The sequence below is a fragment of the Amycolatopsis sp. A133 genome (genome assembly GCF_031082405.1).
In the GTDB taxonomy this organism is placed as follows: domain Bacteria; phylum Actinomycetota; class Actinomycetes; order Mycobacteriales; family Pseudonocardiaceae; genus Amycolatopsis.
This window is the reverse complement of record NZ_JAVHJU010000004.1, coordinates 472,544-496,172: the sequence shown is the minus strand read 5'-3', so window position 1 is coordinate 496,172 and position 23,629 is coordinate 472,544. Positions and strand designations below refer to the sequence as shown.

Annotated in this window: 25 protein-coding genes; 10 read left to right on the top strand and 15 right to left on the bottom strand. The window is 73.8% G+C overall.

Annotated elements, in window-relative coordinates; translation table 11 throughout:
- Nucleotides 1-30: 30 nt before the first annotated feature.
- From Q5425_RS06490 to Q5425_RS06445, 10 genes are all read right to left on the bottom strand, one after another.
- A complete protein-coding gene (locus tag Q5425_RS06490) occupies nucleotides 31-1,110 on the bottom strand; it encodes an ATP-dependent DNA ligase (protein ID WP_308671172.1) in 1,080 nt (359 codons plus the stop codon).
- 27 nt (nucleotides 1,111-1,137) lie between these two features.
- Nucleotides 1,138-1,737, bottom strand: coding sequence for an alkaline shock response membrane anchor protein AmaP (locus Q5425_RS06485; protein ID WP_308671171.1), 600 nt, complete (start codon nucleotides 1,735-1,737; stop codon nucleotides 1,138-1,140).
- Nucleotides 1,734-2,270, bottom strand: coding sequence for a DUF6286 domain-containing protein (locus Q5425_RS06480; protein WP_308671170.1), 537 nt, complete (start codon nucleotides 2,268-2,270; stop codon nucleotides 1,734-1,736). Before Q5425_RS06480 ends, Q5425_RS06485 begins: the two co-directional genes overlap by 4 nt.
- Nucleotides 2,271-2,272: 2 nt before the next feature.
- On the bottom strand, nucleotides 2,273-2,623 hold the full coding sequence (locus Q5425_RS06475) for a hypothetical protein (RefSeq protein ID WP_308671169.1): 351 nt from the start codon (nucleotides 2,621-2,623) through the stop codon (nucleotides 2,273-2,275).
- Nucleotides 2,620-2,796 carry a hypothetical protein gene (locus Q5425_RS06470; protein ID WP_013224542.1) on the bottom strand — a complete coding sequence of 59 codons (177 nt, stop codon included), beginning with the start codon at nucleotides 2,794-2,796 and terminating at the stop codon, nucleotides 2,620-2,622. The genes Q5425_RS06475 and Q5425_RS06470 overlap by 4 nt, the downstream gene beginning before the upstream one ends.
- Nucleotides 2,797-2,833: 37 nt before the next feature.
- Complete coding sequence (locus Q5425_RS06465) at nucleotides 2,834-3,043, bottom strand: hypothetical protein (RefSeq protein ID WP_308671168.1); 210 nt, start codon at nucleotides 3,041-3,043, stop codon at nucleotides 2,834-2,836.
- Nucleotides 3,040-3,477: an Asp23/Gls24 family envelope stress response protein gene (locus tag Q5425_RS06460; RefSeq protein WP_308671167.1), complete on the bottom strand. Its 438-nt coding sequence runs from the start codon at nucleotides 3,475-3,477 to the stop codon at nucleotides 3,040-3,042. The genes Q5425_RS06465 and Q5425_RS06460 overlap by 4 nt, the downstream gene beginning before the upstream one ends.
- 84 nt (nucleotides 3,478-3,561) lie before the next feature.
- Nucleotides 3,562-3,972, bottom strand: a complete 411-nt coding sequence (locus Q5425_RS06455; RefSeq protein WP_308671166.1) for a hypothetical protein — start codon at nucleotides 3,970-3,972, stop codon at nucleotides 3,562-3,564.
- On the bottom strand, nucleotides 3,972-4,526 hold the full coding sequence (locus Q5425_RS06450; protein ID WP_308671165.1) for a sigma-70 family RNA polymerase sigma factor: 555 nt from the start codon (nucleotides 4,524-4,526) through the stop codon (nucleotides 3,972-3,974). Before Q5425_RS06450 ends, Q5425_RS06455 begins: the two co-directional genes overlap by 1 nt.
- Nucleotides 4,523-5,263 (bottom strand): pyrimidine reductase family protein, encoded by a 741-nt coding sequence (locus Q5425_RS06445; protein ID WP_308671164.1) that lies wholly within the window; start codon nucleotides 5,261-5,263, stop codon nucleotides 4,523-4,525. Before Q5425_RS06445 ends, Q5425_RS06450 begins: the two co-directional genes overlap by 4 nt.
- 89 nt (nucleotides 5,264-5,352) lie before the next feature.
- Here Q5425_RS06445 and zapE point away from each other — a divergent pair, with 89 nt between their 5' ends.
- Nucleotides 5,353-6,372, top strand: coding sequence for a cell division protein ZapE (gene zapE, locus Q5425_RS06440; RefSeq protein ID WP_308671163.1), 1,020 nt, complete (start codon nucleotides 5,353-5,355; stop codon nucleotides 6,370-6,372).
- Here zapE and Q5425_RS06435 read toward each other — a convergent pair.
- Nucleotides 6,326-6,892 (bottom strand): phosphatase PAP2 family protein, encoded by a 567-nt coding sequence (locus Q5425_RS06435; protein ID WP_396135129.1) that lies wholly within the window; start codon nucleotides 6,890-6,892, stop codon nucleotides 6,326-6,328. The genes zapE and Q5425_RS06435 overlap by 47 nt on opposite strands.
- Before the next feature lie 63 nt (nucleotides 6,893-6,955).
- Here Q5425_RS06435 and Q5425_RS06430 point away from each other — a divergent pair, with 63 nt between their 5' ends.
- Entirely contained in the window at nucleotides 6,956-7,840 is an 885-nt protein-coding gene (locus tag Q5425_RS06430) for an FAD-dependent oxidoreductase (protein WP_308671162.1), read from the top strand.
- 53 nt (nucleotides 7,841-7,893) lie between these two features.
- On the opposite strand, the gene Q5425_RS06425 is transcribed toward Q5425_RS06430, so the two are convergent.
- Nucleotides 7,894-9,252, bottom strand: coding sequence for a DUF2252 domain-containing protein (locus tag Q5425_RS06425; protein WP_308671161.1), 1,359 nt, complete (start codon nucleotides 9,250-9,252; stop codon nucleotides 7,894-7,896).
- Nucleotides 9,253-9,443: 191 nt separating this feature from the next.
- A complete protein-coding gene (rocD, locus tag Q5425_RS06420; RefSeq protein ID WP_308671160.1) occupies nucleotides 9,444-10,676 on the bottom strand; it encodes an ornithine--oxo-acid transaminase in 1,233 nt (410 codons plus the stop codon).
- A gap of 172 nt (nucleotides 10,677-10,848) precedes the next feature.
- Between rocD and Q5425_RS06415 the strand changes: the two genes are divergently transcribed.
- From Q5425_RS06415 to Q5425_RS06405, 3 genes are all read left to right on the top strand, one after another.
- Nucleotides 10,849-11,688: a PPK2 family polyphosphate kinase gene (locus tag Q5425_RS06415; protein ID WP_308671159.1), complete on the top strand. Its 840-nt coding sequence runs from the start codon at nucleotides 10,849-10,851 to the stop codon at nucleotides 11,686-11,688.
- A 20-nt stretch (nucleotides 11,689-11,708) separates the two neighbouring features.
- Nucleotides 11,709-13,808 (top strand): prolyl oligopeptidase family serine peptidase, encoded by a 2,100-nt coding sequence (locus Q5425_RS06410; protein WP_308671158.1) that lies wholly within the window; start codon nucleotides 11,709-11,711, stop codon nucleotides 13,806-13,808.
- A gap of 73 nt (nucleotides 13,809-13,881) precedes the next feature.
- Nucleotides 13,882-14,832 (top strand): LLM class F420-dependent oxidoreductase, encoded by a 951-nt coding sequence (locus tag Q5425_RS06405; protein WP_308671157.1) that lies wholly within the window; start codon nucleotides 13,882-13,884, stop codon nucleotides 14,830-14,832.
- A gap of 102 nt (nucleotides 14,833-14,934) precedes the next feature.
- Here the strand turns inward: Q5425_RS06405 and crcB are convergent, their stop codons facing one another.
- Nucleotides 14,935-15,309 carry a fluoride efflux transporter CrcB gene (gene crcB, locus Q5425_RS06400; protein ID WP_308671156.1) on the bottom strand — a complete coding sequence of 125 codons (375 nt, stop codon included), beginning with the start codon at nucleotides 15,307-15,309 and terminating at the stop codon, nucleotides 14,935-14,937.
- A complete protein-coding gene (locus Q5425_RS06395; protein WP_308671155.1) occupies nucleotides 15,306-15,710 on the bottom strand; it encodes a CrcB family protein in 405 nt (134 codons plus the stop codon). Before Q5425_RS06395 ends, crcB begins: the two co-directional genes overlap by 4 nt.
- A gap of 142 nt (nucleotides 15,711-15,852) precedes the next feature.
- Here Q5425_RS06395 and Q5425_RS06390 point away from each other — a divergent pair, with 142 nt between their 5' ends.
- From Q5425_RS06390 to sthA, 5 genes are all read left to right on the top strand, one after another.
- On the top strand, nucleotides 15,853-17,652 hold the full coding sequence (locus Q5425_RS06390) for a pyridoxal-dependent decarboxylase (RefSeq protein WP_308671154.1): 1,800 nt from the start codon (nucleotides 15,853-15,855) through the stop codon (nucleotides 17,650-17,652).
- A complete protein-coding gene (locus tag Q5425_RS06385) occupies nucleotides 17,649-18,926 on the top strand; it encodes a SidA/IucD/PvdA family monooxygenase (protein ID WP_308671153.1) in 1,278 nt (425 codons plus the stop codon). Before Q5425_RS06390 ends, Q5425_RS06385 begins: the two co-directional genes overlap by 4 nt.
- Nucleotides 18,923-20,653, top strand: coding sequence for an IucA/IucC family protein (locus Q5425_RS06380; RefSeq protein ID WP_308671152.1), 1,731 nt, complete (start codon nucleotides 18,923-18,925; stop codon nucleotides 20,651-20,653). Before Q5425_RS06385 ends, Q5425_RS06380 begins: the two co-directional genes overlap by 4 nt.
- A complete protein-coding gene (locus Q5425_RS06375) occupies nucleotides 20,650-21,957 on the top strand; it encodes a glutamine synthetase (RefSeq protein ID WP_308671151.1) in 1,308 nt (435 codons plus the stop codon). Before Q5425_RS06380 ends, Q5425_RS06375 begins: the two co-directional genes overlap by 4 nt.
- Nucleotides 21,958-22,199: 242 nt before the next feature.
- Complete coding sequence (gene sthA / locus Q5425_RS06370; RefSeq protein ID WP_308671150.1) at nucleotides 22,200-23,612, top strand: Si-specific NAD(P)(+) transhydrogenase; 1,413 nt, start codon at nucleotides 22,200-22,202, stop codon at nucleotides 23,610-23,612.
- Nucleotides 23,613-23,629 lie beyond the last annotated feature (17 nt).

The following is a 23,629-nucleotide window of genomic DNA, read 5'->3' as shown; positions in this document are numbered from 1 at the left end:
GAGCTTCGCACGGCCGGTGTGGGACGCGGGTTAGCGGGTCCGCACGACCTGACCGCGGAAGACGGCGTCGAGGTCGTAGCGGGCCGGCTCGTCGAGCTGGCCGTAGTCGCAGGAGGCGGGTTCGCGGTCGGGCCGCCACCGCACGAACCGCGCGTTGTGCCGGAACCGCGACGGCATGCCGCCTTCGGTGTTCTCGTAGGCGACCTCGACGACGCGCTCGGGCCGCAGCGGCACCCATTCGTGTTCGGTGGCGCGCCAGCGGGTGATGCCGCCGGGGATGCGCTGGGCCTCGCCGGTGGCCCGGCCGCCCCAGGGGTGGTCTTCGCCGTCGGTGACCAGCGGCGCCAGCTCTTCGGCGAGCTCGCGGCGGCGTTCCTTGGGGAACGACCCGACGGTGCCGACGTGGTGCAGCACGCCCGTGTCGTCGTGCAGGCCGAGCAGGAACGAGCCGACGAGTTCGCCGGGACCGCCGTCGACGTGCCAGCGCAGCCCGGCGAGGACGCAGTCGGCGGTGCGCAGGTGCTTGTACTTGAGCATCGCGCGCTTGCCGGGGGTGTAGGGCTCGTCGAGGGGCTTGCCGATGACGCCGTCGAGGCCGGCGCCCTCGAACAGCTCGAACCAGTGCCGCGCGGTGCCGGGGTCGGTGGTGGCCGGGGTGAGCGGGAACCGGTCGCCGGCCAGTTCGGCGAGACGTTCCCGGCGGACGGACGTCGGTTCGTCGAGCAGCAGGTCGTCCGCCAGGGCGAGGACGTCGAAGGCGACGAATTCGGCGGGCTGTTCGGCCGACAGCAGCGTGATGCGGCTTTCGGCCGGGTGGATCCGTTCGGTGAGGGCATCGAAGTTGAGCCGCCCGTCGCGCGCGACGACGAGTTCGCCGTCGAGCACGACCCGCGGCGGCAGGATGTCCAGCAGCCGCGCGACCGTCTCCGGGAAGTACCGGTTGAGCGGCTTTTCCGCGCGGGACTGCAGGTACAGCTCGTCGCCGTCGCGGAAGACGATGCAGCGGAAGCCGTCCCACTTCGGTTCGAACAGCAGGCCCCCGGAGTCCGGGATGGCCTTGGCGGGCTTGGCGAGCATCGGCTTCAGCGGCGGCTGCAGCGGTAGGGGCATGCCCCGCATTCTGCGGAAAACCCCGGCTCAGCGCACGCGTTTCGCCGGGCTCGTGTCGAGTTCCAACCGGACCGCGGTGGGCAGCGTCTCCAAGCCGAGCGACTTCCGGGCCCTCGTCAGCACCCGCTCGTCCAGCCCCGACCACACACCCTTGAGGTCGGTGCCTTCGTGCAGCCACAGGGTGATGCGCAACGCCGGAGCCGTGCGCGAACCGACCGCGCGGACCCGGGCGCGGCTGACGCCGTCGAGCCGTTCCGCGTCGGCCTGGACCGCGCCGGCGACCGCCGAGGCCGTGACCACCAGCTCCGCTCCTTCGGTGCGGTCCAGGTCCAGGTCGGGCCGGGGTTCCGGGCGCAGCGAACGCAGCGCCCACCGCAGCCCGAGCACGAACAGCAGCACGCCGAGCACGATCGCGGTGACGCGCGCCGGGGTGGCGTGGGCGCCGAGCCAGTCCACCGCCATCGGGTCCAGCAGGGGGCGGCGGCCGCGGAACTCGCCGAGCCCGCCCAGGCCGACCACCAGGGCCAGCGCGCCGCCCAGGAACACGAGCAGGCCGACGAGGAACGTCAGCGTGCGTTCGCCGGTGTACGACCGGGACAGGGCCTTCGCGGCGATCGTTTTGCTCATCGGCGGTCCTTCGGCGAGTCGACGACGACCGTCACCTTCGGCCGCCGCACCAGCGGGATCTCGTCGAGCAGCGCGGAGACCGTGGCGAGCAGCCGCGGCCGCAGTTCGCCTTCGGTCTCGAGGGTGCTCTTCGCGCGGACGCGGATGCGGCGGGCGCTCGCGGTGACCGAGGCCCCCGCGACGTTGTCCTGCGCGCGCACGGTGAGCCCGACCAGCCGGGCCAGCGAGCGCGGCGACGTCGAGACGCTCACCTCGGCCGCCGGGTCGGTCAGCCGCACCGCGCGGTTGCGGGCGGCGAGCGCGCACGCCACCAGGACCAGGCCCGCGGCGGTCAGCACGCCGGCCCCGACGCGGACCGCGTAGGCGTCCCAGCCCAGTGACGCGAGCTCGGCCTGCCAGCGCCGCCACGGCACCAGCAGCGGCGCCGAGCCCGGGCGCCACCAGTGCCAGCCGACTTCCAGGGCGAGCAGCGCCCCCGCGGCGGCGAAGGCCAGGCCCAGCAGGGTCGCGAGGATGCGGACGAACGGGCGCACGGCTACCGCACCCTCGGCGGGACGTCCGGCAGCAGCGCCGACACCGTGACGGCCATCGTCCGCACGCGGTAGCCGGTGAGCAGCTCGACCTCTTCGACCACCTTCGCCCGCACGTCGCCGACGACCGCGCGGACCGCCGCCGGGTAGCTCAGGGCGAGGTCGAGCGCGAGGTCGACGTCGTTGTCGTGGCCGCCGACCTTCGCCTTCGGCCCCTTCTTGCCGTCCCGCGCGGTGCCGGGCACCTGCCCGGCGGCGTGCTGGGCGACCTTGCGGACCACCGCGTGCCCGATGGTGAGGGTGCCGCGCTCGGCCGGTTCGGCGAGCTCGCGCGGGACGTCCAGGGCGGGGCTCACTTGTCGCGGCCCTTGCCGAACAGCTCGCCGAGGTCGAGTTCACCGTCGAGGACCCGGCCGGCGACCAGGCCGATGATCCCGACGGCCAGCGTCACCAGGAACGCGGTGAACCCCTGGGTGGCGGCCAGGCCGAGGATCAGCCCGGCCAGGAGCCCGGTCTGCGTTGCGTTCACATGTCCTCCTTGGACGGCTTGGACTGGGACGGGAAGGTCACCGCACGCGGGGCGGGCGGCGGCGGAAGCGGGCGAGCAGGGCCGCCGGCCCGCGCCGGCGGGCCACGAAGGTCACCGGCGCGTCGTAGCGGGAATCCGGGGCGGGCTCGCGGAACCCGGCGAGCCCGGCGGCGAACACGGCCGGGTCGCCGCCGACGTCGGGGTGGTGCGTGCGGACGAACGCCCGGAACGCCGAGCGGTCGCTCATTCCACCCGCGTCGATTCGGGTTCTTCCTCGCCCGGCAGGAAGATGTCGTTGACGGCGATGTTCACCTCGATCACCTCGAGGCCGGTGATCTGCTCGACCGCGGTGATCACGTTGCGCCGGATCGCGCGGGCGACGTCGGTGATGCGCGCGCCGTACTCGACGACGACGTCGAGGTCGATCGCCGTCTGCTTCTCGCCGACCTCGACCGACACCCCGGTGGTGGTGACGGTGCCGGAGCCGGGGATCCGTTCACGCAGCGCGCCGATCGCGCGCGACACCCCGCCGCCGCCCAGCGTGTGCACGCCGGCGACCTCGCGGGCGGCCAGGCCGGCGACCTTCTGGACGACCAGCGACGAGATGGTGGTGCGGCCGGCGGTGCCTTCTTCGTTGAGCGGGGTGACCGTGCCGGGGCTTTCGGTCCGTTCCGGGTGCATGCGTGCGGGCTCCTCTCGCGGCGGGCTCTTCGCCCTTACGATGCCCGGCGGCGCGAAACCCTCACGCAAGGTCCCCCGATCGGGTTAATCCGGGCCCGGGTGGACCTCGACGACGTGCACGTTCACCGCCGAGGCGACCCCCAGCTGCCGGGCCAGCCCGGCGGTGATCTCCCGCCGGAAGGCGTCGACGGCCTCGGCGGCTTCGGCGGCGGCGACGCCGGACCGGACCGATACCTGCACCCGGACCACGCCGTCTTCGACCGCCACGGCCGAGACCAGCAGGCCGCCGACGGCGATCGTCCGCGCCAGCCGGTCGACTTCGGTGACGCGCAGGCGGCCCGCTTCGCCGGGCGCCTCCACCGCCGTCCGGCGGCCGCGCGCGACGGCCCGCAGCACCCGTTCGACCAGGCCCGGCGGGGTCGGGACCCGGCGGCGGGCGGCGGCGCGCACGGCGTCCCAGCGGGGGTCCCGCTCGGGATCCGGTATCTCGGCCATCACCGCTCCCTCAACTCGGCGAGCAGCGCCACCCTGGCCCGGTGCAGCCGGGAACGCAAGGCACTTACGTTCACGTCGAGCACTTCGGCGACCTCTTCGTAGCTCAGCCCCTCCAGTTCGCGCAGCACGAGCGGCACGCGCTGGGACACCTCCAGCCTGCCGACCGCCCGCAGCACGGCGTCGACCTCTTCGGCCCGCACGACGCGGCCTTCGGGGCCGGGCACCGCCGCGGCGAGCAGCGCGCTGTCCACAGTGGACTGAGGCGCGGGGTCGTCGAGCGAGACCGTCGGCTTGCGGCGGCGCAGCACGGCGAGCGCGCTGTTGGTGACGACGCGGTAGAGCCACGTCGAGACCGCCGACTCCTGCCGGAACCCGGCCAGCGAGCGCCACGCGGCGAGCCACGCCTCCTGCACGACGTCCTCGGCCTCGGCGGCGCTGCCGGTGATGCGCAGCGCGACGCGGTACATCCGCGGGGTGTGCTGCCGCACCAGCGCGCCGAACGCGGTTTCGTCGCCCTCCGCGGCCCGGGCGAGGAGCCCGGCGTCGTCGCTCACCCCGCGTCCCGGCGGTAGCGCAAGAGCGTGAAGCCGTCCTCGACGAGGATCGACGCCAGCGCGAGCCGGCGCGGCACCGCGGGCGTGGCCCCGGCGGCGATCCGGCCCGCCGTCCCGGCCACCAGCAGCGGCGCGACGGTCAGGCACAGCTGGTCGACGAGGTCGTCGGCGACGAGCCGGGCGAAGAGCCCGGGCCCGCCTTCGCAGTCGATCCGGCGCAGGCCGCGGGCGGCGAGCAGGGCGAGGGCGCGGGGCAGGTCGACGTCTTCGCCGCCCGCGCGCAGGACCTCGGCGCCGGCGGCTTCGAGGGCGCGCGTGTCGGCGGTGTCCGTGGTGACCACGATCGGGGGCACGGCGGTCTCGGTGAACAGCCGCGACGCCGGATCGAGGTCGGCGGTGCGCGTGACGACGGCGATCGGCGGCACGGTGGTGAACCCGAGCCGGCGCCGGCGTTCGAGGCGTTTCGCGCCCGCGACGACCCCGCGGTAGTTCTCGGCGCGGACGGTCCCGGCGCCGACCAGGATGACGTCGGCGAGGTCGCGCCCGAGCAGGAAGACCTGGCGGTCGGCGGCGTGCGAGAGACCCGCCGAAGTGGTGTCGATCTCGACGGCGCCGTCCGCGGACGCGACGAAGTTGACCTGCACCCAGGGCCGCTCCAGGCCGCCGGGGTAGGCGTAGATCTCTTCGAGGTCCACCCCGGTCAGTTCGCCCGTCGACCCGGGCCACACGCTCCGCACCCGATCATCCCAGCACGGACGTGAAACCCGTCTCTACCGGGGGATATGCCCGCTCACCGGTACCTGGGGCGCGGATAGGCTCTGCGACCATGCCCGCGCACCTGACCGGCCGCCGTCCCGAGCTGTCCGCCGACGAGCTGATCGGCGCGCTGGTCCCGCCGCCGCGCTTCGACGCCGTCCGGTTCGACACCTACGTCCCGAATCCGGACGAGCCCAGCCAGGCCGCCGCGGTCGAGGCGTGCTCGGCGTTCGCCGCCAAGGTCGGCGCGCGCAAGGAGAAGAAGCGCTTCAGGCTGTTCGGCGGGTCCCCGGAGCCGTCCGGGCCGATGGGGCTCTACCTCGACGGCGGGTTCGGCGTCGGCAAGACCCACCTGCTCGCCTCGGCGTGGCACGCGGCGCCGTCCCCGAAGGCGTACGGCACGTTCGTCGAGCTGACCCACCTGGTCGGCGCGCTGGGCTTCGCCGAGGCCGTGCGGCGGCTGGCCGGGCACCGGATCCTGGCCATCGACGAGTTCGAGCTGGACGACCCGGGCGACACCACGCTGGTCACGCGGCTGCTGCAGGAGCTGATGGACGCGGGCGTGTTCATCGCGGCGACGTCGAACACCCTGCCGGAGAAGCTGGGCGAGGGCCGGTTCGCCGCCGAGGACTTCCTGCGCGAGATCCAGACGCTGTCGGCCCGCTTCGGCGTGGTCCGCGTCGACGGCCCGGACTACCGCCACCGCGGCCTGCCGGACGCCCCGCCCCCGGTCTCCGACGGCGAGCTGGCGTCGTCCGCCGCCGCGCACGAAGGGTCCACGGTGGACGACTTCGACGCGCTGTGCGCCCACCTCGCCGAGCTGCACCCCTCCCGCTACGGCAGGCTGCTCGACGGCGTCACCCGCGTCCACCTGCGCGGCATCCACCCGGCGCCGGACCAGAACGTGGCGCTGCGGCTGGTCGCCTTCGCCGACCGGCTCTACGACCGGGCCGTCCCGCTGGTGGTCTCGGGCGAGCCGCTGCCGTCGCTGTTCACCGAGGAGATGGTGAACGGCGGCTACCGCAAGAAGTACCTGCGCGCGGTCAGCCGGTTGACGGCGCTGGCCCGTGACGCCGTGCCGGCCAGCTGAACAGCACGACGGCGACCGCGAACAGCGTCCCGCCCGCAACGTCGGTCAGGTAGTGGTAGCCCATGCCGACCAGCCCGGCCGCCGCGGCGAGCAGCGCCACCGCGGACAGCACCACCACGACCACCCGGCGGGTGACCAGGACGAGCACCGTCAGCACGGCCACCAGGCTCACCGTGTGGCCGCTCGGGTAGACCAGGGTGCCGTTCTTCCACCGGTCGTACAGCGGTTTCAGCACCCAGCTCGTCAGCAGGACCGCCAGCACCGGCGCGCCGAGCGCGAACGCGGCCTCCCGCCGCCGTCCGGCGCGCAGGCAGAGGAGGACCGCGAGCAGGCCCAGCGCGAGCACCACGGACGGCTCGGTGGGGAGCACGAGCGCCCGCACCACGCCGGGGCTCAGGTGGGCCATGGCGCCGGCGGCGGTGTCGTCGACCGCGCCGGGCGTGGTGCCGCCGGCGAACGGCAGGCCCAGCAGCAACGCGAGCACGCCGCACAACGCGGCCGGCACCCGGATCGTCCTCACCTGCGCGAGCGTAGCCGGGACCCCGCGGACCCGCGGGCGCCCCGGGTGCGTCACGATGCGGGGATGCGAGTGACCGTCGCCGGGGCCGGGATCGTCGGGCTGAGCTGTGCGTACCGGCTGGCCGAAGCGGGCCACGACGTCACGGTCGTGGCGGCGGCCCCGCCGCGGGAATCGACGTCGGCCGTCGCGGGCGGGGTCGTCTATCCGCCGGTGCGGCGGCCGGACGAGCGGATCGTGCGGTGGACCGCGGCGAGCCTCGCGGTGCTGCGCGGGCAGGACGCGCCCGGGGTGCGCTTCCGCCGCGGCCGGGTTCTCTTGGCGCCGGGACAGCCGGACCCGCAGTGGCTGCCGGCGGTGGACGGCGGGGTCCGTGACGGCGACCGCGTGGAGTTCACGACGGCGGTGGTCGACACGCCGGTGTACCTGGACTGGCTGTTCTCGCGGATCGCCAAGCAGGGCGTGCCCGTCGAGTACCGGTCGCTGACGTCGCTGTCCGGCCTCGGCGCGGACGTCGTGGTCAACGCGGCGGGCCTCGGCGCGGGCGCGCTGGCGGGCGACGGCTCGATGGTCCCGGTCGGCGGCCAGGTCGTGCACGTGGCCGACCCGGGCCTGCCGGAGTTCGTGGTCGACGAGACGGGCCCGGGCGTGACGTACGTGATCCCGCACGGCACCCACGTGGTGTGCGGCGGCACGGAGGAGCCGGGCCGGGGCGACACCGACCCGAACCCCGCGGTGACGGCGGACATCCTGCACCGCTGCCGGGCCCTGGAGCCGCGCCTGGCCGGGGCGGAGGTGCTGCGGTCCCTGGTGGGCCTGCGCCCGTTCCGGCGCGAGGTGCGGCTGGAGCGGGTGGGTGAGGTCGTGCACTGCTACGGCCACGGGGGAGCGGGGATCACCCTGGCGTGGGGCTGCGCGGCGGACGTCGCCGCGCTGGTCACGGCCGGATGAGTTCGGTGCTGCGACGCGGGCGGAGGTAGCTTGCCGACCGGCTTCCTCTCCGGTCAGGTCTTCGCGAAGGCGGCGTGGTCGGCTTCCGTCTGGTCGGCGTAGCGCACCGCGTACGCGCCCAGCACCTCGTCCAGCTCCGACTCGTCGGCGAAGTAACCCGCGAGCAGCTTCGGGTGCACTGACCGCGTGTGGGCGCGGGCGAGCAGCGCCCCGGCCAGCCTGCCGTAGTCGTCGAGGTGGTCCCTCTCGAGCTCCGACGGGTCGATGTCGCCCTTGAGGTTGCGGAACTGGCGGACGATGAACGGGACGCCGTCGATCGTGGTCCAGCCCAGCAGGATGTCGGTCTCGGCCTGGACCAGCCGGGCACCGTCGACGATGCGGCGCCCTTCGTGCTCCGCCGCCGGCAGGTCCAGGTACGGCGCCAGCGCGGGTCGCTGGGCCTGCTTCACCTGCAGCACCAGGTCTTCGTCGTCGTTGCCGTGCAGCAGGGCGACGTAGCTGCGCAACCCGACGCTGCCCGTGCCGACGACGCGGAAGGCGACGTCGGCGAGCCGGTACCGCCCGATCAGCGCGCGCCGCGACTCGCGCAGTGTGTCCACATAGGACACCAGGCCGGCGGCGACGGCTTCCGCGGTCTTCTCGTCGACGTGGGTCAGCACCGGCGGGTCGGCGACGAAACGGTGGCGGGCCAGGCCGGTCTCGTGGTCGTCGACGCGCTCGGTCCACCTCGCCGCGACCTTCGCGTGATCGTTCTTGCGTGCCTTCTCGGCCGCGTCGGCGAAGTCGTCGATCAGCTCGTCGGCCCGCGCCTTCGACAGCACCGACGAGTCCGGCAGCGCGTTCCACGAGCGCAGGAACGGCAGCTCGGCCAGCGCGCGGATGGTCCGGCGGTAGGACTTGACGGCGTCTTCGGCGGCCTCGCGGCACCCCGCCTCGCGGATGCCGCCCTCCCGGCCGGCGAGCACGAGGCTGGCCGCGAGCCGTTTGAGGTCCCATTCCCACGGGCCCGGCACGGTCTCGTCGAAGTCGTTGATGTCCATCACGATCTTGCCTTCGGGCGTGCCGTAGAGCCCGAAGTTCGCCGCGTGCGCGTCGCCGCAGAGCTGGGCGGAGACCCCGGACGAGGGCGTGCCGGCGAGATCGGCGCCCATCAGCCCGGCCGCGCCGCGGAAGAACGTGAACGGCGAGGCGAGCATCCGCTCCCGCCGCAATCCGGCCAGCTCGGGCAGCCGTCCGGCCTGGCTGGCCTCGAAGTATAACTTCGCGCTCGGCCGGTCCGGCGCCGCGACCGGGTGGTCGTGCACCGCGGCCGGGGTCTTCTCCCGGAGCCGCTTCCCCTGTTCGTACAGCTCGGCCGGCGTCACGCTGCCGGTGCCGACCAGCGGCCGTTCCACCCATTCCCCTGATCCCATACCGGGCACAACGTCCGGAGGGGACATTGTGCTCCCGGACGCCGGTGGGTGGGCGCCGGCCGGTCGGCCCGGCGGGATGGGCGCTTCTCGGCAGGCCGGCCCGACAGAGGCCGCCCCTCGATCTTGCGCGGGACGTTGTGCTCCCGGACGCCGCCGGGGCGGGAGGCTCAGCCGACGGCGTCCGGGTGGTTTCAGGGGCGGATGACCTCGGCGATCGCGTCGATGCCGCGGTCCAGCTCCTCGCGGGTGATCACCAGCGGCGGGGCGACGCGCAGGGTGCGCTCGTGCGTCTCCTTGCACAGGACGCCGCGGGCGGCCAGCGCCTCGGACGCCGCGCGTCCTTCGGGGCCGCCGGGGGCGATGTCGATGCCCGCCCACAGCCCGCGGCCGCGGACCTCGGACAGCCCGTGGCCGATCAGCGCGGTCAGCCGCGTGTGCAGGTGGGCGCCGAGCTCGGCCGACCGCTGCTGGAACTCGCCGGTCTTCAGCAGCTTGACGACCGCGCGCCCGACCGCGCAGGCCAGCGGGTTGCCGCCGAAGGTCGAGCCGTGCTCGCCCGGCTTCAGCACGCCGAGGACGTCCCGGCGGCCGACCACCGCGGACACCGGCAGGATGCCGCCGCCCAGGGCCTTGCCCAGGGTGTAGACGTCGGCGCGGACGCCCTCGTGGTCCAGCGCCAGCACGGTGCCGGTGCGGGCCAGCCCGGACTGGATCTCGTCGGCGATCAGCAGCACGCCGTGGGAGTCGCAGGCCTGCCGGACGTCGGCGAAGTACCCCTCCGGCGGCACGATGACGCCGGCCTCGCCCTGCACCGGCTCCAGGAGCACCGCGGCGGTGCGCGGGTTGATGGCGTCGCGCAGCGCGGCCGCGTCGCCGTACTTCACCGTGACGAAGCCGGGGGTGAACGGGCCGAAGTCGGCGCGGGCGGTCTCGTCGGTGGAGAACGACACGATCGTGGTGGTGCGGCCGTGGAAGTTCGAGCCGGCCACGATGATCTCGGCGGTGCCGTCCGGCACGCCCTTGACCCGGTGCGCCCACTTGCGGGCGAGCTTGACCGCGGACTCGACGGCTTCGGCGCCGGAGTTCATCGGCAGCACCAGCTCGGTGCCGGTCAGCGCGGCCAGCTCGCGGCAGAACAGGCCGAGCTGGTCGTGGTGGAACGCCCGCGACGTCAGGGTGACGCGCCCGAGCTGCGCCACGGCGGCGGCGATCAGGTCCGGGTGGCGGTGGCCGAAGTTCAGGGCCGAATAACCGGACAGGAAGTCGAGGTAGGACCGGCCTTCGACGTCGGTCACCGAGGCGCCCGAGCCTTCGGCGAGCACGACGGGCAGCGGGTGGTAGTTGTGCGTGCTCCACCGCTCGTCGAGCTCGATGAAGCTCGCGGCGGTGGGGGCGGCGGTCTCCCGTCCGGCGAACGTCGTCATGTGTTCAGGTTAGAGGCAGAACACGCAGAGTTCAGCCGCAAATCATTGCTTTCACCCGGTGTTCGTTGCGCAATATCCGCGTCGGACCCCCGAATCGCTGCGTGGCACCCCGCTTCGCACTCCGGAAACTCTTCGCCGCGAAAGCTGCCGCCTGAACGGGTACTTTTCTCGGATGGCCAAGAAGGACGAAGGAAGCCGGGTCCGGGACGCGCTGCGCATCGGCGGTGAGCTGCCCGGCCCGGGCGCGGCCCCGGTCGGGCCCGGCAAGAAAGCCAAGGCCCTCGAGCAGCTCGGCAGCGCGGGCGAGCGGCTGTCGACGCTGCAGGAGGCGCTCTACGCCGAGGGCGTCGGCGGCGGCCGGCGCAGCGTCCTGCTCGTGCTGCAGGGCATGGACACCTCCGGCAAGGGCGGCACGGTTTCGCACGTGCTCGGCCTGGTGAACCCGATGGGGGTCCGGTACGCGGCGTTCAAGAAGCCCACCGCGGCCGAACAGCGGCACCACTACCTCTGGCGGATCCGCAAGCAGCTGCCCGCACCCGGCCAGATCGGCGTCTTTGACCGCTCGCACTACGAGGACGTCCTGGTCCCGCGGGTGAACGGCCTGCTCACCGGCGCCGAGCGCCGCCGCCGCTACGCCGAGCTCAACGCGTTCGAGGCCGAGCTGGCCGAAGCGGGCACCACCGTGCTCAAGGTGTTCCTGCACATCTCGCCGGAAGAGCAGGTCAAGCGGCTCAAGGCCCGGCTCGTCACGCCGGAGAAGCGCTGGAAGTACAACCCGGGCGATCTCGAGGCGCGTTCGCACTGGTCCGCCTACCAGGAGGCCTACGCCGACATCTTCGAGAAGACGGCGCCCTGGTACGCGGTGCCCGCCGACCACAAGTGGTACCGGAACTGGGCCGTCGCCGAGCTGCTCATCGAGACGCTCGCCGATCTGAAGCCGCGGTTCCCGGCGCCGGACTACGACGTCGACGCGGAGCTGGCCAAGCTCAAGGGTGTTGGCGTCCCGTCGTGATCGTCTGGAAGAGTGCGGGCGTGACCGATGTCGACGACCTCCCGTTCCTCCGCAAACAGGCCCGGACCCAGCGCTTCACCCTCGGCGCGCCGAAGGAGTTCCGGGTCGCCCCGGACGGCTCCCGCGTGCTGTTCCTGCGCGCGGAGTCGGGCACCGACCCCCGGCACAGCCTCTGGTCGGCCGACCTGGCGAGCGGCACCGAGACCAAGCTCGTCGACGCCGCCGAGCTGCTGCCCGGCGAGGAGGAGCTGCCCGCCGAAGAGCGCGCGCGGCGCGAACGGGCTCGCGAGACCGGTGGCGGCGTCGTCCACTACGGCGTCGACGCGGCCTTCACCGTCGCGGTGTTCTCGCTCTCGGGCAAGCTCCACACCCTGGACCTCGCTTCGGGCGAGGTGACGCTGCGCGTCGACGGCTCGGTGATCGACCCGCGGCCGAACCCCGCCGGCACGCACGTCGCCTACGTGCAGGACCGGCGGCTGCACGTGCTGGAGCTGGCCACCGGCGACGACCGCGTGCTCGTCGAGGAGGACGGCGAGGACATCGCCTGGGGCCTCGCCGAGTTCATCGCCGCCGAGGAGATGGACCGCACCCGCGGCTACTGGTGGGCCCCGGACGGCCGCAGCATCCTCGCCGAGCGCTCCGACCGGGGCCCGGTCCCGCGCTGGACCATCGCCGACCCCGCCAACCCGCAGCACCCGGCCAACGTCGTCGCCTACCCGGCCGCGGGCACCACGAACGCACTGGTGTCGCTGTCCGTGCTCGGCCTCGACGGCTCCCGCGTGGACGTCGGGCCGGGCGAGTGGGAGTACCTGGCGTCGGTGCACTGGTCGGCGGGCGGCGCGCCGCTGCTGGCCGTGCAGCCGCGCGACCAGAAGCGGATGGACGTCCTTTCCCTGGATGTCACCGACGGCTCGACGTCGGTCGTGCACACCGCGGTCGACCAGCACTGGACCGACATCGTCGGCGGCGTGCCGGCGTGGACCCCCGACGGGCGCCTGGTCACCGAGGGCATGGTGGACGGGGACCACCGGCTCTTCGTCGGCGGCGAGGCCGTCACCCCGGCCGGGCTGCAGCTGCGGGCGGTGCTCGACATCGGCGACGAGATCCTCTTCAGCGCTTCCGAGGACGACCCGACCCAGATCCACGTCTTCCGGACGGAAGGCGCTTCGGTGCGTCGCCTGTCCACTGTGGACGGCGTGCACGTCGGCGCCGGGACCGCCGCGGTCACCGTGCTTTCGTCGTGGAGCCTGGAGTACAGCGGCCCGCGCGTTTCGGTGCTGCGCGACGGCTCGCCGGTCACGTCGATCACTTCGTCCACTGTGGACCCGGACGTCGTGCCGAACCTTACCTGGCTGACGCTGGGGGAGCGGAGCCTGCGTGCGGCGCTGCTCCTGCCGCGCGGGTACGAGCCGAGCGAGGGCAAGCTGCCGGTGCTGCTCGACCCGTACGGCGGCCCGCACGCCCAGCGCGTCCTGCAGAGCCGCAACGCCTTCCTGACCCCGCAGTGGCTGGCCGACCAGGGCTTCGCGGTCCTCGTCGCCGACGGCCGCGGCACCCCGGGCCGCGGCGCGGTCTGGGAGCGCGAGATCGCCGGGCGCTTCGCCGACGTCACCCTGCAGGACCAGGTCGACGCCCTGCAGGCGGCGGCTCTGCAGTTCCCGGAGCTGGACACCGAGCGCGTCGCGATCCGCGGCTGGTCCTACGGCGGCTACCTGTCGGCGCTGGCGGTGCTGCGCCGGCCGGACGTCTTCCACGCGGCCGTCGCGGGCGCGCCGGTCACCGACTGGTCGCTCTACGACACGCACTACACCGAGCGGTACCTCGGGAAGCCGCAGGACGAACCGGAAAGCTACGCGCACAACTCGCTGATCGAAAGCGCGGGCGAGCTGAGCCGCGCGCTGCTGATCGTGCACGGGCTGGCCGACGACAACGTGTTCGTCGCGCACGCGCTGCGGCTGTCGTCGGCGTTGCTGGCGAAGGGCCGCCCGCACGTCTTCCTGCCGCTGGCGGGCGCCACCCACATGACGCCGCAGGCCGAAGAGGTCGCGGAGAACCTGATGCGCACGCAGGTCGATTGGCTGCTGCGCGAGCTGTCCGTCGTCGAAAAGGAGACTGCGTGAACGAGCCTGCGAGTGAACCATTCAACACTGCGCCCCCGGCTTGTGCCGGGCCGAGCGTCAGCGAAGGCCGCGCATGAGCCGCTGGGGCCTCACGATCCCGCTGACCGGGGTGCCGCTGACGGCGCACCGCGAACTGGTCGAACAGCTGCCGGACCTGGGCTACACCGACGCGTGGACGGCCGAGACGGCGGGCACCGACGCGTTCACGCCGCTCGTGCTGGCCTCGCAGTGGGCACCGCAGCTGCGGCTGGGCACCGCGATCGTGCCGGTGTACACGCGCGGCCCCGGCCTGCTGGCGATGCAGGCGGCGACGGTCGCGGAGCTGGCCCCGGGCCGGTTCGTCCTCGGCATCGGCGCGTCGTCCCCGGTGATCGTCTCGAGCTGGAACGCGGCGCCGTTCGAAGAGCCGTTCGCGCGTTCCCGGGACACGCTGCGGTTCCTGCGGTCGGCGCTGGCGGGGGAGAAGGTCAGCGAGAAGTACGAGACGTTCGCGGTCTCGAAGTTCCGCCTGGAGCGCCCGGCCGACCCGCCGCCGTCGATCATGCTGGCGGCCCTGCGCCCGGGCATGCTCCGCCTGGCGGCGCGCGAGGCCGACGGCGCGATCACGAACTGGCTGGCGGCTTCGGACGTGCCGCGCGTGCGGTCCGTCGTGGGCCCGGACGTCGAGCTGGCGGCCCGGATCTTCGTCTGCCCGACGGAGGACACCGAGGCGGCGCGTGGCTTGGGGCGGATGCTGATCTCGAGCTACCTGACGGTCCCGGTGTACGCGGCGTTCCACGAGTGGCTGGGACGCGGTGAGGCGCTGGCCCCGATGCACGAGGCATGGGCGGCCGGGGACCGGCAGAAGGCGAACCAGGTGATCCCGGATTCGGTGGTGGACGAGCTGGTGATCCACGGCAGTGTGGAGTCGTGCCGGGAGCAGGTGCAGGCCTATGTGGACAACGGGCTGACAACGCCGATCATCGCGCTGCTGCCGACGGGTGAGGACCCGTTCGAGCAGGTGCGCGGCCTGGCCCCGCGCTGACGCAGGCTCCAAGCGCCCCAATGTGGCGTTCGGTGCGTTGGACGCACCGAACGCCACATTGGGTGCGTTGGACGCAACCAACGCCACATTGGGGCGCTTGAGTCAGGACCAGATCGCCGTGGCCAGCAGCAGGCCGAGGGCTCCCGAGACCAGGCCCGCGGCCACTGTCACCACCACGTTCAGCACCGCGTACAGCCGCGTCTTCTCCAAGAACAGCCGGACCGTCTCGTAGCCGAACGTCGAGAACGTCGTCAGGCCGCCGCAGAAGCCCACCGCCACCAGCGCGCGCACCGATGACGGCTCCGCGCCGTGCAGGAGCCAGCCGCTCAGGAAGCCCAGGATGAACGAGCCCGCGATGTTCACCGTCAGCGTGCCGAACGGGAACGGCGAATCGCGCCACTGCTGGACTTTCCGGTCGATCAGGTAGCGCAGGATCGAGCCTGCCGCGCCGCCGAGGGCCACCAGGACCGGCGTCATGCGTGTCCCTTCCGCACCGCGCGCGTCGCCGTCAGGCCGGCGCCGACCGCCGCCAGGCACAGCACCAGCGACGCGGCCACGTACGCCAGCGATCCCACGAGACGTCCGGTCGTGCCTGCGTCGAGGGTGTCGGTCACGAACGTGGAGAACGTCGTGAACCCGCCGAGGATCCCGACGCCGAGGAACGGCCGGAGCAGGTGGTGCGGCCGGGCGGTGGTCGTCAGGATCGCCATCAGGACGCCGATGAGCAGGCAGCCGAGCACGTTGGTGAGCAGCGTCGCGACGGCGAATTCGCCGCGCGCGTGCGGGATCGCCACCGACAGGCCGTACCGGGCGAGGCTGCCGAGCGCACCGCCGGCGCCGATCGCCGCCAGGACGTCCCACCGGGGCACGCTGATCACCTCCCGGCGGTGAACCTACTCCCGATGGCCGACGCGTTCGGCCACCCGGTCGAGCATGCTGGACGGGGCCGGATGACAGGCAGCCGCCGGTCGCCGTACTGTTGCTCAGCGTAGGCAAGGCAACCCTAAGGAAGGCGGGCACATGCGGGCAGACGGGCTGGCCGGTGGCGAGGGCGGCGCGGACCGGCTCGGCGAGCTGATCCCGGTGGCCCTGCGCGGAATGGCGGCCGGCGTGGCGGAACGCGGCGGCCCGGTCCCGGCAGGCGGCCCGGCAGCGGTGGCGGCGGCCCTGGTGGCGGAGCGTGGCGAGCTGGGCCCGGTGGTCGCGGGTGTCGGTGGGCACGAGCCGGCGACCGCGGTGCGGGGTGCCGGGCCGGTGCCCGGCGCGCCGGGCGAGCCGGATCGGGTGGTCGCCGAGCACCGCAAGCCGGGTCCGGCGGTGGCGGGTCTGGGTGGGCACGAGCCGGTGATCGCGGTGCCGGGCGGCGGGCCGGTGCCGGGCGAGCTGGGCCGGGCGGCCGCGGGTCTCGGTGGGCACGAGCCGGTGATCGCGGTGCGGGGTGCCGGGCCGGTGCCGGGCGAGCCGGATCCAGTGGTTGCCGAGCGCCGCAAGCCCGAAGTCCCTACGCCCGGCGCCACCCCCGCCCAGCGCGGCGAACCCGCCCCGGCCGCCGGAACCGGTGCCCTGCCCCGCCGCGGTGTCGGGGCCGAAGCCGCGCTCGAACAACTCAGCCGCCTCCTGGCCGCCGGCTCCGCGGATCCGGCGGATCCCGCCTGCGCCGCCCATCTGCACTGCCCGCCCCTCGCCGTCTCGGTCGCCGCCGATGTTGTCGCGAGCGCGCTCAACCCCTCCATGGACTCCTGGGACCAGGCTCCCGTGGCCAGCGAACTCGAGCGCGAATTCACCACCGGGATCGCCCGGTTGTGTTACCCGCGTGCGGAAAGCCCCGACGCCGTCGTGACCACCGGCGGCACCGAATCCAACCTGCTCGGCCTCCTGCTAGCCCGGGAAAACGGCATCTTCCGGAGCTTCTGCGGCGCCAACGCCCACCACAGCGTCGCCCGCGCCGCCTGGCTGCTCGGCCTGCCCGCCCCGATCGTCGTCCCGTGCGAGGGCGACCGCCTGCTCCCCGGCGCCCTCGCCGAGGTCCTCACCCCCGGCAGCGTCGTCGTCGCGACCGCCGGCACCACCAACACCGGCACCCTCGACCCGCTGCCCGAAATCGCCGGAATCTGCCGCCGGGCGGGGGCCCGGCTGCACGTCGACGCGGCCTACGGCGGCATGGCCCTGTGCAGCGAAACGCTCAAGACCAAACTCGAAGGGCTGGAACTCGCCGACTCCGTCGCGCTCGACCTGCACAAGTTCGGCTGGCAGCCGGTCGCCGCCGGGCTCTTCGCCGCCCGCGAGGCCGCCGATCTCGGCGCGCTCACCGTCCGCGCTGAATACCTCAACGCCGACGACGACACCGAAGCCGGCCTGCCGGACCTGCTCGGCCGCTCGATCCGGACGTCCCGGCGGCCGGACGCCTTCCGGATGGCCGTCACCGTGCACGCACTCGGCACCGACGGCCTCGGCGCGCTCGTCGAACGCTGCTGCGCCACCGCGGCCGAGGTCGCCCGGCGCGTCGAAGCCCACCCCGGCCTGCGGCTCTGGGGCCCGCCGGAACTGTCCACCGTGGTCCTGCGGCCGGTCGCGGCCGACGAGAGGGGTGGCGACGAGCTCGTCGCGCGCGTGCGCCGCGCCCTCCTCGAAGAGGGCACCGCCGTCATCGGCCGGGCCGCCCTGCCGACCGGGCCCGGCGGCGCGAACCAGCTGTGGCTCAAGCTGACGCTGCTGCACCCGCACACCACCGCCGGCGACTACCTCCCGCTGCTCGACCGGATCGCCGCCACGGCCGGCGCCGAACTGCCGGCCGGCCGGGAAAGCCCGGTCGCTTCGTGAGGCGCCACCACCTCGCCGGCGTCGGGATCGGGCCGTTCAACCTCTCGCTCGCGGCGCTCGCCGCCCCGGTCGACGGCCTCGACGCGGTGTTCTTCGACGCCCGCCCGGAATTCCGCTGGCACCCCGGGCTGCTCGTCGAGGGCGCGACGCTGCAGGTGCCGTTCCTGGCCGACCTGGTGACGCTGGTCGACCCGACGAACCCGTTCTCCTTCCTCAACTACCTGCGCGACCGCGGCCGGCTGCTGCCGTTCTACTTCGCCGAACGGTTCCACCTGCCCCGCGTGGAGTACGACGACTACGCCCGCTGGGCCGCCGCGCGGCTGCCGTCGTGCCACTTCGGGCGCGAAGTGACCGGCATCCGCTGGGCCGGCGACGCCTTCGAGCTCACCATCGCCGGCCGGGAACCGGTGCTCGCGGACAACGTCGTGCTCGGTGTCGGCTCGGTGCCGTCGATCCCGGAGCCCCTGCGGGACCTCGTCGCCGATCCCGGCGTCCTGGCGCTGCACTCGGCCGACTACCTGACGCACCGGGACGAACTCCTCGCCGCCGGCAGCGTCACCGTCGTCGGGTCCGGGCAGTCGGGCGCCGAGGTGGTGCTCGACCTGCTGCGCTCCAGGTCCACTGTGGACGGCCTGCGGTGGCTGGCGCGGACGCCGGCGTTCGCGCCGATGGAGTACTCGAAACTCGGGCTCGAGCAGTTCACCCCGGACTACACCGCGTACTTCCACGGCCTGCCCGAAGCCGTCCGCGACCGGCTGCTGCCCACGCAGTGGCAGCTCTACAAGGGCATCGACACCGAAACGATCGGCGCGATCCACGACGAGCTCTACCGCCGCAGCATCACCGGCCCACCGGGGGCGGTGCTGACCCCCGGCGTCGAAGTCGTCTCGGCGTCCACAGTGGACGACGGCATCGAACTCGGCGTGCGCCACGCGCAGCAGGGCCGCGGCGGCACCGTGCGCACCGCCGCCGTCGTCGCGGCCACCGGGTACGCGGAGGCGCCGATCGGGCCGCTGCTGGCCGGGCTCGGCGACGCCGTCCACCGCGACCGGCGGGGCCGCCTCGAAGTCGACGCCGGTTACCGCGTCGCGCTCGACGTGCCGGGTGCGCTGTTCGTGCAGAACGCCGAGCGGCACACGCACGGGCCCGGTGCCCCCGACCTCGGTCTCGGCGCGTGGCGGGCGGCCGTGATCCTCAACGCCGTGTGCGGCAAGACCGTGCACGAGCTGCCCGACCGCACCGCCTTCACCACGTTCGGCCTGGAGGAGAAGTGAGCATCGACGAGGCGGCCGCCTGGCGCGCGGCCGGCGCCCTGATCACGCACAAGATGCTCGGCGAGCTGTCCTACGAGCACCTGCTGGAGCCGGTCGCCGACGGCGACGCGTACCGGCTGGAGCTGCCCGGGGCCGGCTACACGTTCCGCGCCCGGCGCGGCGCCTTCGACGCCTGGACGGTCGAACCCGGCAGCGCGCACCGCAACGGCGAGCCCGCCACCGACCCGCGCACCCTCGTCGTGGACGCCCGGCAGGTCCTGGGGCTGAGCGGCCTGCGGCTGGCGGACGTCCTGGCCGAGCTGACCGCGACGGTCGCCAACGAGGCCGCCCGGCTGCGGCGCGCACCGACCGCCGCCGAACTGGCCGGCCTGGACTACAACATCGCGGACGGGCACCTCACCGGCCACCCGCGGCTGGTGCTCAACAAGGGCCGTGTCGGGTTTTCCGCGCGCGACCGGGCCCGGTACGCGCCCGAAGCCGGTGCGGACCTCCGGTTGCGCTGGTTCGCCGTCCACCCGGACCACGCCGAGTTCCGCTGCGTCGACGAGCTGAGCCGGGACGCGCTGCTGGACGCCGAACTCGGCGAACTGCGGGCGGAGTTCGCCGCACGCGCTCCCGAGGACTACGTCTGGGTGCCCGTGCACCCCTGGCAGGCCGACGAGATCCTCGGCACGCTCTACGCCGCCGAGCTCGCCACCGGCGTCGTGATCGACCTCGGGGAGAGCGCCGACGCCTACCGGCCGCACCAGACGGTCCGGACCCTGGCCAACGTGGGCACCCCCGGCCGCCACGACGTCAAGACCGCCGTGTCGGTGCGCAACACGCTCGTCTACCGCGGGCTCAACTCCGCGGCGACGCTCGCCGGCCCGGCGGTCACGTCGTGGCTGCGCCGGATCGGCGCCGAAGACCCGTTGCTGGCGGAGAAGTACCGCTTCGGGCTGCTCGGCGAGGTCGCGAGCGTGTCGGTGCAGCACCCGCTGTTCGGGCACCTCGAAGAGCTGCCGTACCGGTTCCACGAAACCCTGGGTGCGCTGTGGCGCGAGCCCATCCGGCTCGCGGAGGGGGAGCGCGCGATCTCGTTCGCCGCGCTGCCGTACCGCGGGCCGGACGGCGTCTCGGTGCTGGCCCACCTGATCGGCGGCGGCGATCCGGCAGGGTGGCTGACGCGGCTGTTCGACCTGGTGCTCACGCCGCTGCTGCAGTGGCTGCTGCGCCACGGCGTCGGGTTCTGCCCGCACGGCCAGAACCTGATCCTCGTCGTCGACGCCGGCGGCGCCCCGCAGCGGGTGCTGATCAAGGACTTCGCCCAGGGCGTCGACCTGCTCGACGAGCAGGTCGAAAGCTACGAGAGCCTCCCGCCCGAGGCCGCGGCGGACATGCTGCGCTGGCCCGCGCACCTGCTGGCCCAGTCGCTGTTCAGCTCGGTGTTCTCCGGCCAGTTCCGGTTCTGGGCCGAGCTCCTGCTCGACGAGCTGGGCCTGCCGCGGGCGGCGTTCTGGGCGCCGGTGCGGGAGATCGTCGGCCGCTACCGCGACGAAAACCCGGACCTGGCCGCGCGCTTCGACGCGTGCCGGCTGTTCGCCCCGGACGTCGAGCGCGTGACGCTCAACCGCGAGCACTTCGCCGGGCAGGGCTTCGACAAGGTCGAGCGCGACGACGAATTCGACGTCCGCTGGGGCCGGGTGCCGAACCCGCTGCACGCCCCGGATCCGGGTGGCGCGTGGTGACGCCGTTCGCGCGGCCGGCGGGCCCGCGGGACCTGGCCGCCCGGCGCGCGGCGGCCGCGGCGGGGGAGGCGGTGCTGCGCGGCGTGCTCGCCGAGGACGGCGCCCGGCTGCTCCTGCTGGTCCCCGACCCGCACGCCCGGTTCGCCGCGGTGGAGCTCGCCGCGCCCTTCGCGGCCGAGGTCCTCGCCGACGGCTACGGCGTCTGCAGCTACGTCTTCGCGTGGACGCCGTCGCGGGATCCGCTGCCGGCGTCCGGCGTGCTCGGCGGGTACCTCGAAGGCTTCGGCGACCTGCGGGTGCGGCCGGACGCGGCGAGCGCGATCCCGCTCGGCGACCGGACCTGGGCGGTGGTGTGCGACGCCGGGTGGCCGTCCGGGGCCGCAACGGAGCTGGCGCCGCGCGAGGTGCTGCGCGGGCAGCTGGCGGCGCTGGAGGGCCTGGGGCTGGTCCCGTCGGTCGGGATCGAGCACGAGGTCGTGTTCCGCGATCCGGACGGCGCGCCGCTCACCGCGCACGGCGTGGACTACGCACTCGGCGGCACCGAACGCCTGGCGCCGCTGCTGCGCGACCTGCGGACGGAGCTGGACGACGCCGGGCTGGGCGTCGAGTCGGCGCGCGCGGAGTGCCACCCGGGGCAGTACGAGATCGTGCTGCGCCACCGCGACGCCCTGGCCGCGTGCGACGACGTCCTGCTGCAGCAGCTTCTCGTGCGCCGGACCGCCGCGCGCCACGGCGTCACCGCCGACTACCTGGCGGCCCCGGAGCCGGGGCAGGGCAGTTCCGGGCACGTGCACCTTTCGCTGTCCGCAGTGGACGGGTCGGAGCCGGATCTGCTGGGCGGGTTCCTGGCCGGTGTCCTCCGTGACGCGCGGGCGTTGACGGCGGTGTGGGCGCCGACGTGGAACAGCTACGTCCGGCTGCGGACGGCGCCGTTCTCCCCGCGCCTGGTGTGCTGGGGCCACGACGACCGGACGGCTTCGGTGCGGGTGGCCGGGCCCGCGGGGAACCGCAGGCTGGAGTTCCGGTTCCCCGGTGCCGACGCCCAGCCCCACCTCGTCGTCGCGGCGCTGCTCGCCGCCGGGCGGTTCGGGCTGGAGGAAGGCCTGGCGCCGCCGGAGGCGGGCGTCGCGGCCGGTGCGCTCGCGGCGTCGCCGTGGGAAGCGCTGGCGCTGACGGACCGGGTGGGGGAGCTGCTGGGCGGGGACGTCGCGGCCCAGCTGGCGGCGTTGCTCACGGAAGAGATCGAAGCGGGGCTGGAGACGGTCACGGACTGGCAGCGCCGCCGCGGCGCCCTCCGCTCCTGATATCCGGCCGCTGGGGGGTGCGCCTGGCCGGCGGGTGCGACAGCCAGGTCATGAACGACTCTCGGCTGCCGGGCGGGCGCACGGCCGAGGTCGCGAATGAGTCATTGGGGACCTCGTACGTCCCGGACGAGTCATTCGGGACACCAGCGACAGCGCCTCGCTGCCGTTCGCCGCGCGGAACTGCGCGGATCTTCACCGGCGGGGGGTTGCGCCGAGGCCGCCGGGTGCGCAGGCTCGACGTCGTGAGCGAGCACGAGTACGACCTCATCGTCATCGGTTCGGGCCCCGGCGGCCAGAAGGCCGCGATCGCCGCGGCGAAGCTCGGCAAACGGGTGGCGGTCGTCGACCGGCACGACATGGTCGGCGGGGTGTGCGTCAACACCGGCACGATCCCGTCCAAGACGCTGCGCGAAGCCGTGCTCTACCTGACCGGCATGAACCAGCGGGAGCTCTACGGCGCGAGCTACCGCGTCAAGCAGGACATCACCATCGCCGACCTGCTCGCGCGCACCCAGCACGTCGTCGGGCGCGAGGTCCAGGTCGTGCGCGCGCAGCTGATGCGCAACCACATCGACCTGGTCGACGGCACCGCCTCCTTCACCGACCCGCACACCGTGGTGGTCGAAGGCCGCCACCGCGGCGACCGGCGGGCGCTGTCGGCCGGCCACGTCGTGATCGCCACCGGGACCCGACCGGCGCGGCCGAAGCAGGTGGACTTCGACGCCGCCCGCGTGCTCGACTCCGACGAGATCCTGCGCCTGGAGCAGATCCCGTCGTCGCTGGTCGTGGTGGGCGCCGGGGTGATCGGGATCGAGTACGCGTCGATGTTCGCCGCGCTCGGCTCGCGGGTCACCGTGGTCGAGCAGCGCGACCACATGCTCGACTTCTGCGACCCGGAGATCGTCGAGTCGCTCAAGTTCCAGCTGCGCGACCTCGGCGTCACCTTCCGCTTCGGCGAGAAGGTCGCGGACGTGGCGGTGTCCGACCACGCGACCATCACGACGCTGGTCAGCGGCAAGCGCATCCCGGCCGACGGCGTGATGTACTCCGCCGGCCGCCAGGGCATGACCGGCGAGCTCAACCTGGAGGCGGCGGGTCTGGCCGCGGACGAGCGCGGCCGGCTGGTGGTCGACGAGAACTACCGCACCGCCGTGCCGCACATCTACGCGGTCGGCGACGTGATCGGCTTTCCGGCGCTGGCGGCGACGTCGATGGACCAGGGCAGGCTCGCGGCGTACCACGCGTTCGGCGAGCCGGCCCACGAGCTGGGCGCGCTGCAGCCGATCGGCATCTACACGATCCCCGAGATCTCCTACGTCGGCGCGACCGAGGCCCAGCTGACGTCGTCGTCGGTGCCGTACGAGGTCGGCATCGCCCGCTACCGCGAGCTGGCGCGCGGCCAGATCACCGGCGACAGCTACGGCATGCTGAAGCTGCTGGTGTCCACGACGGACCGCACGCTGCTGGGCGTCCACGTGTTCGGCACCGGCGCGACCGACCTCGTCCACATCGGACAGGCGGTGATGGGCTGCGGCGGCACGGTCGACTACCTCGTCGACGCGGTGTTCAACTACCCCACGCTTTCGGAGGCGTACAAGGTGGCCGCGCTGGACGCGACCAACAAGATCCGGGCCTTGGAGCGCTTCACGTCCTGAGCGCCCCAGCAGTCACA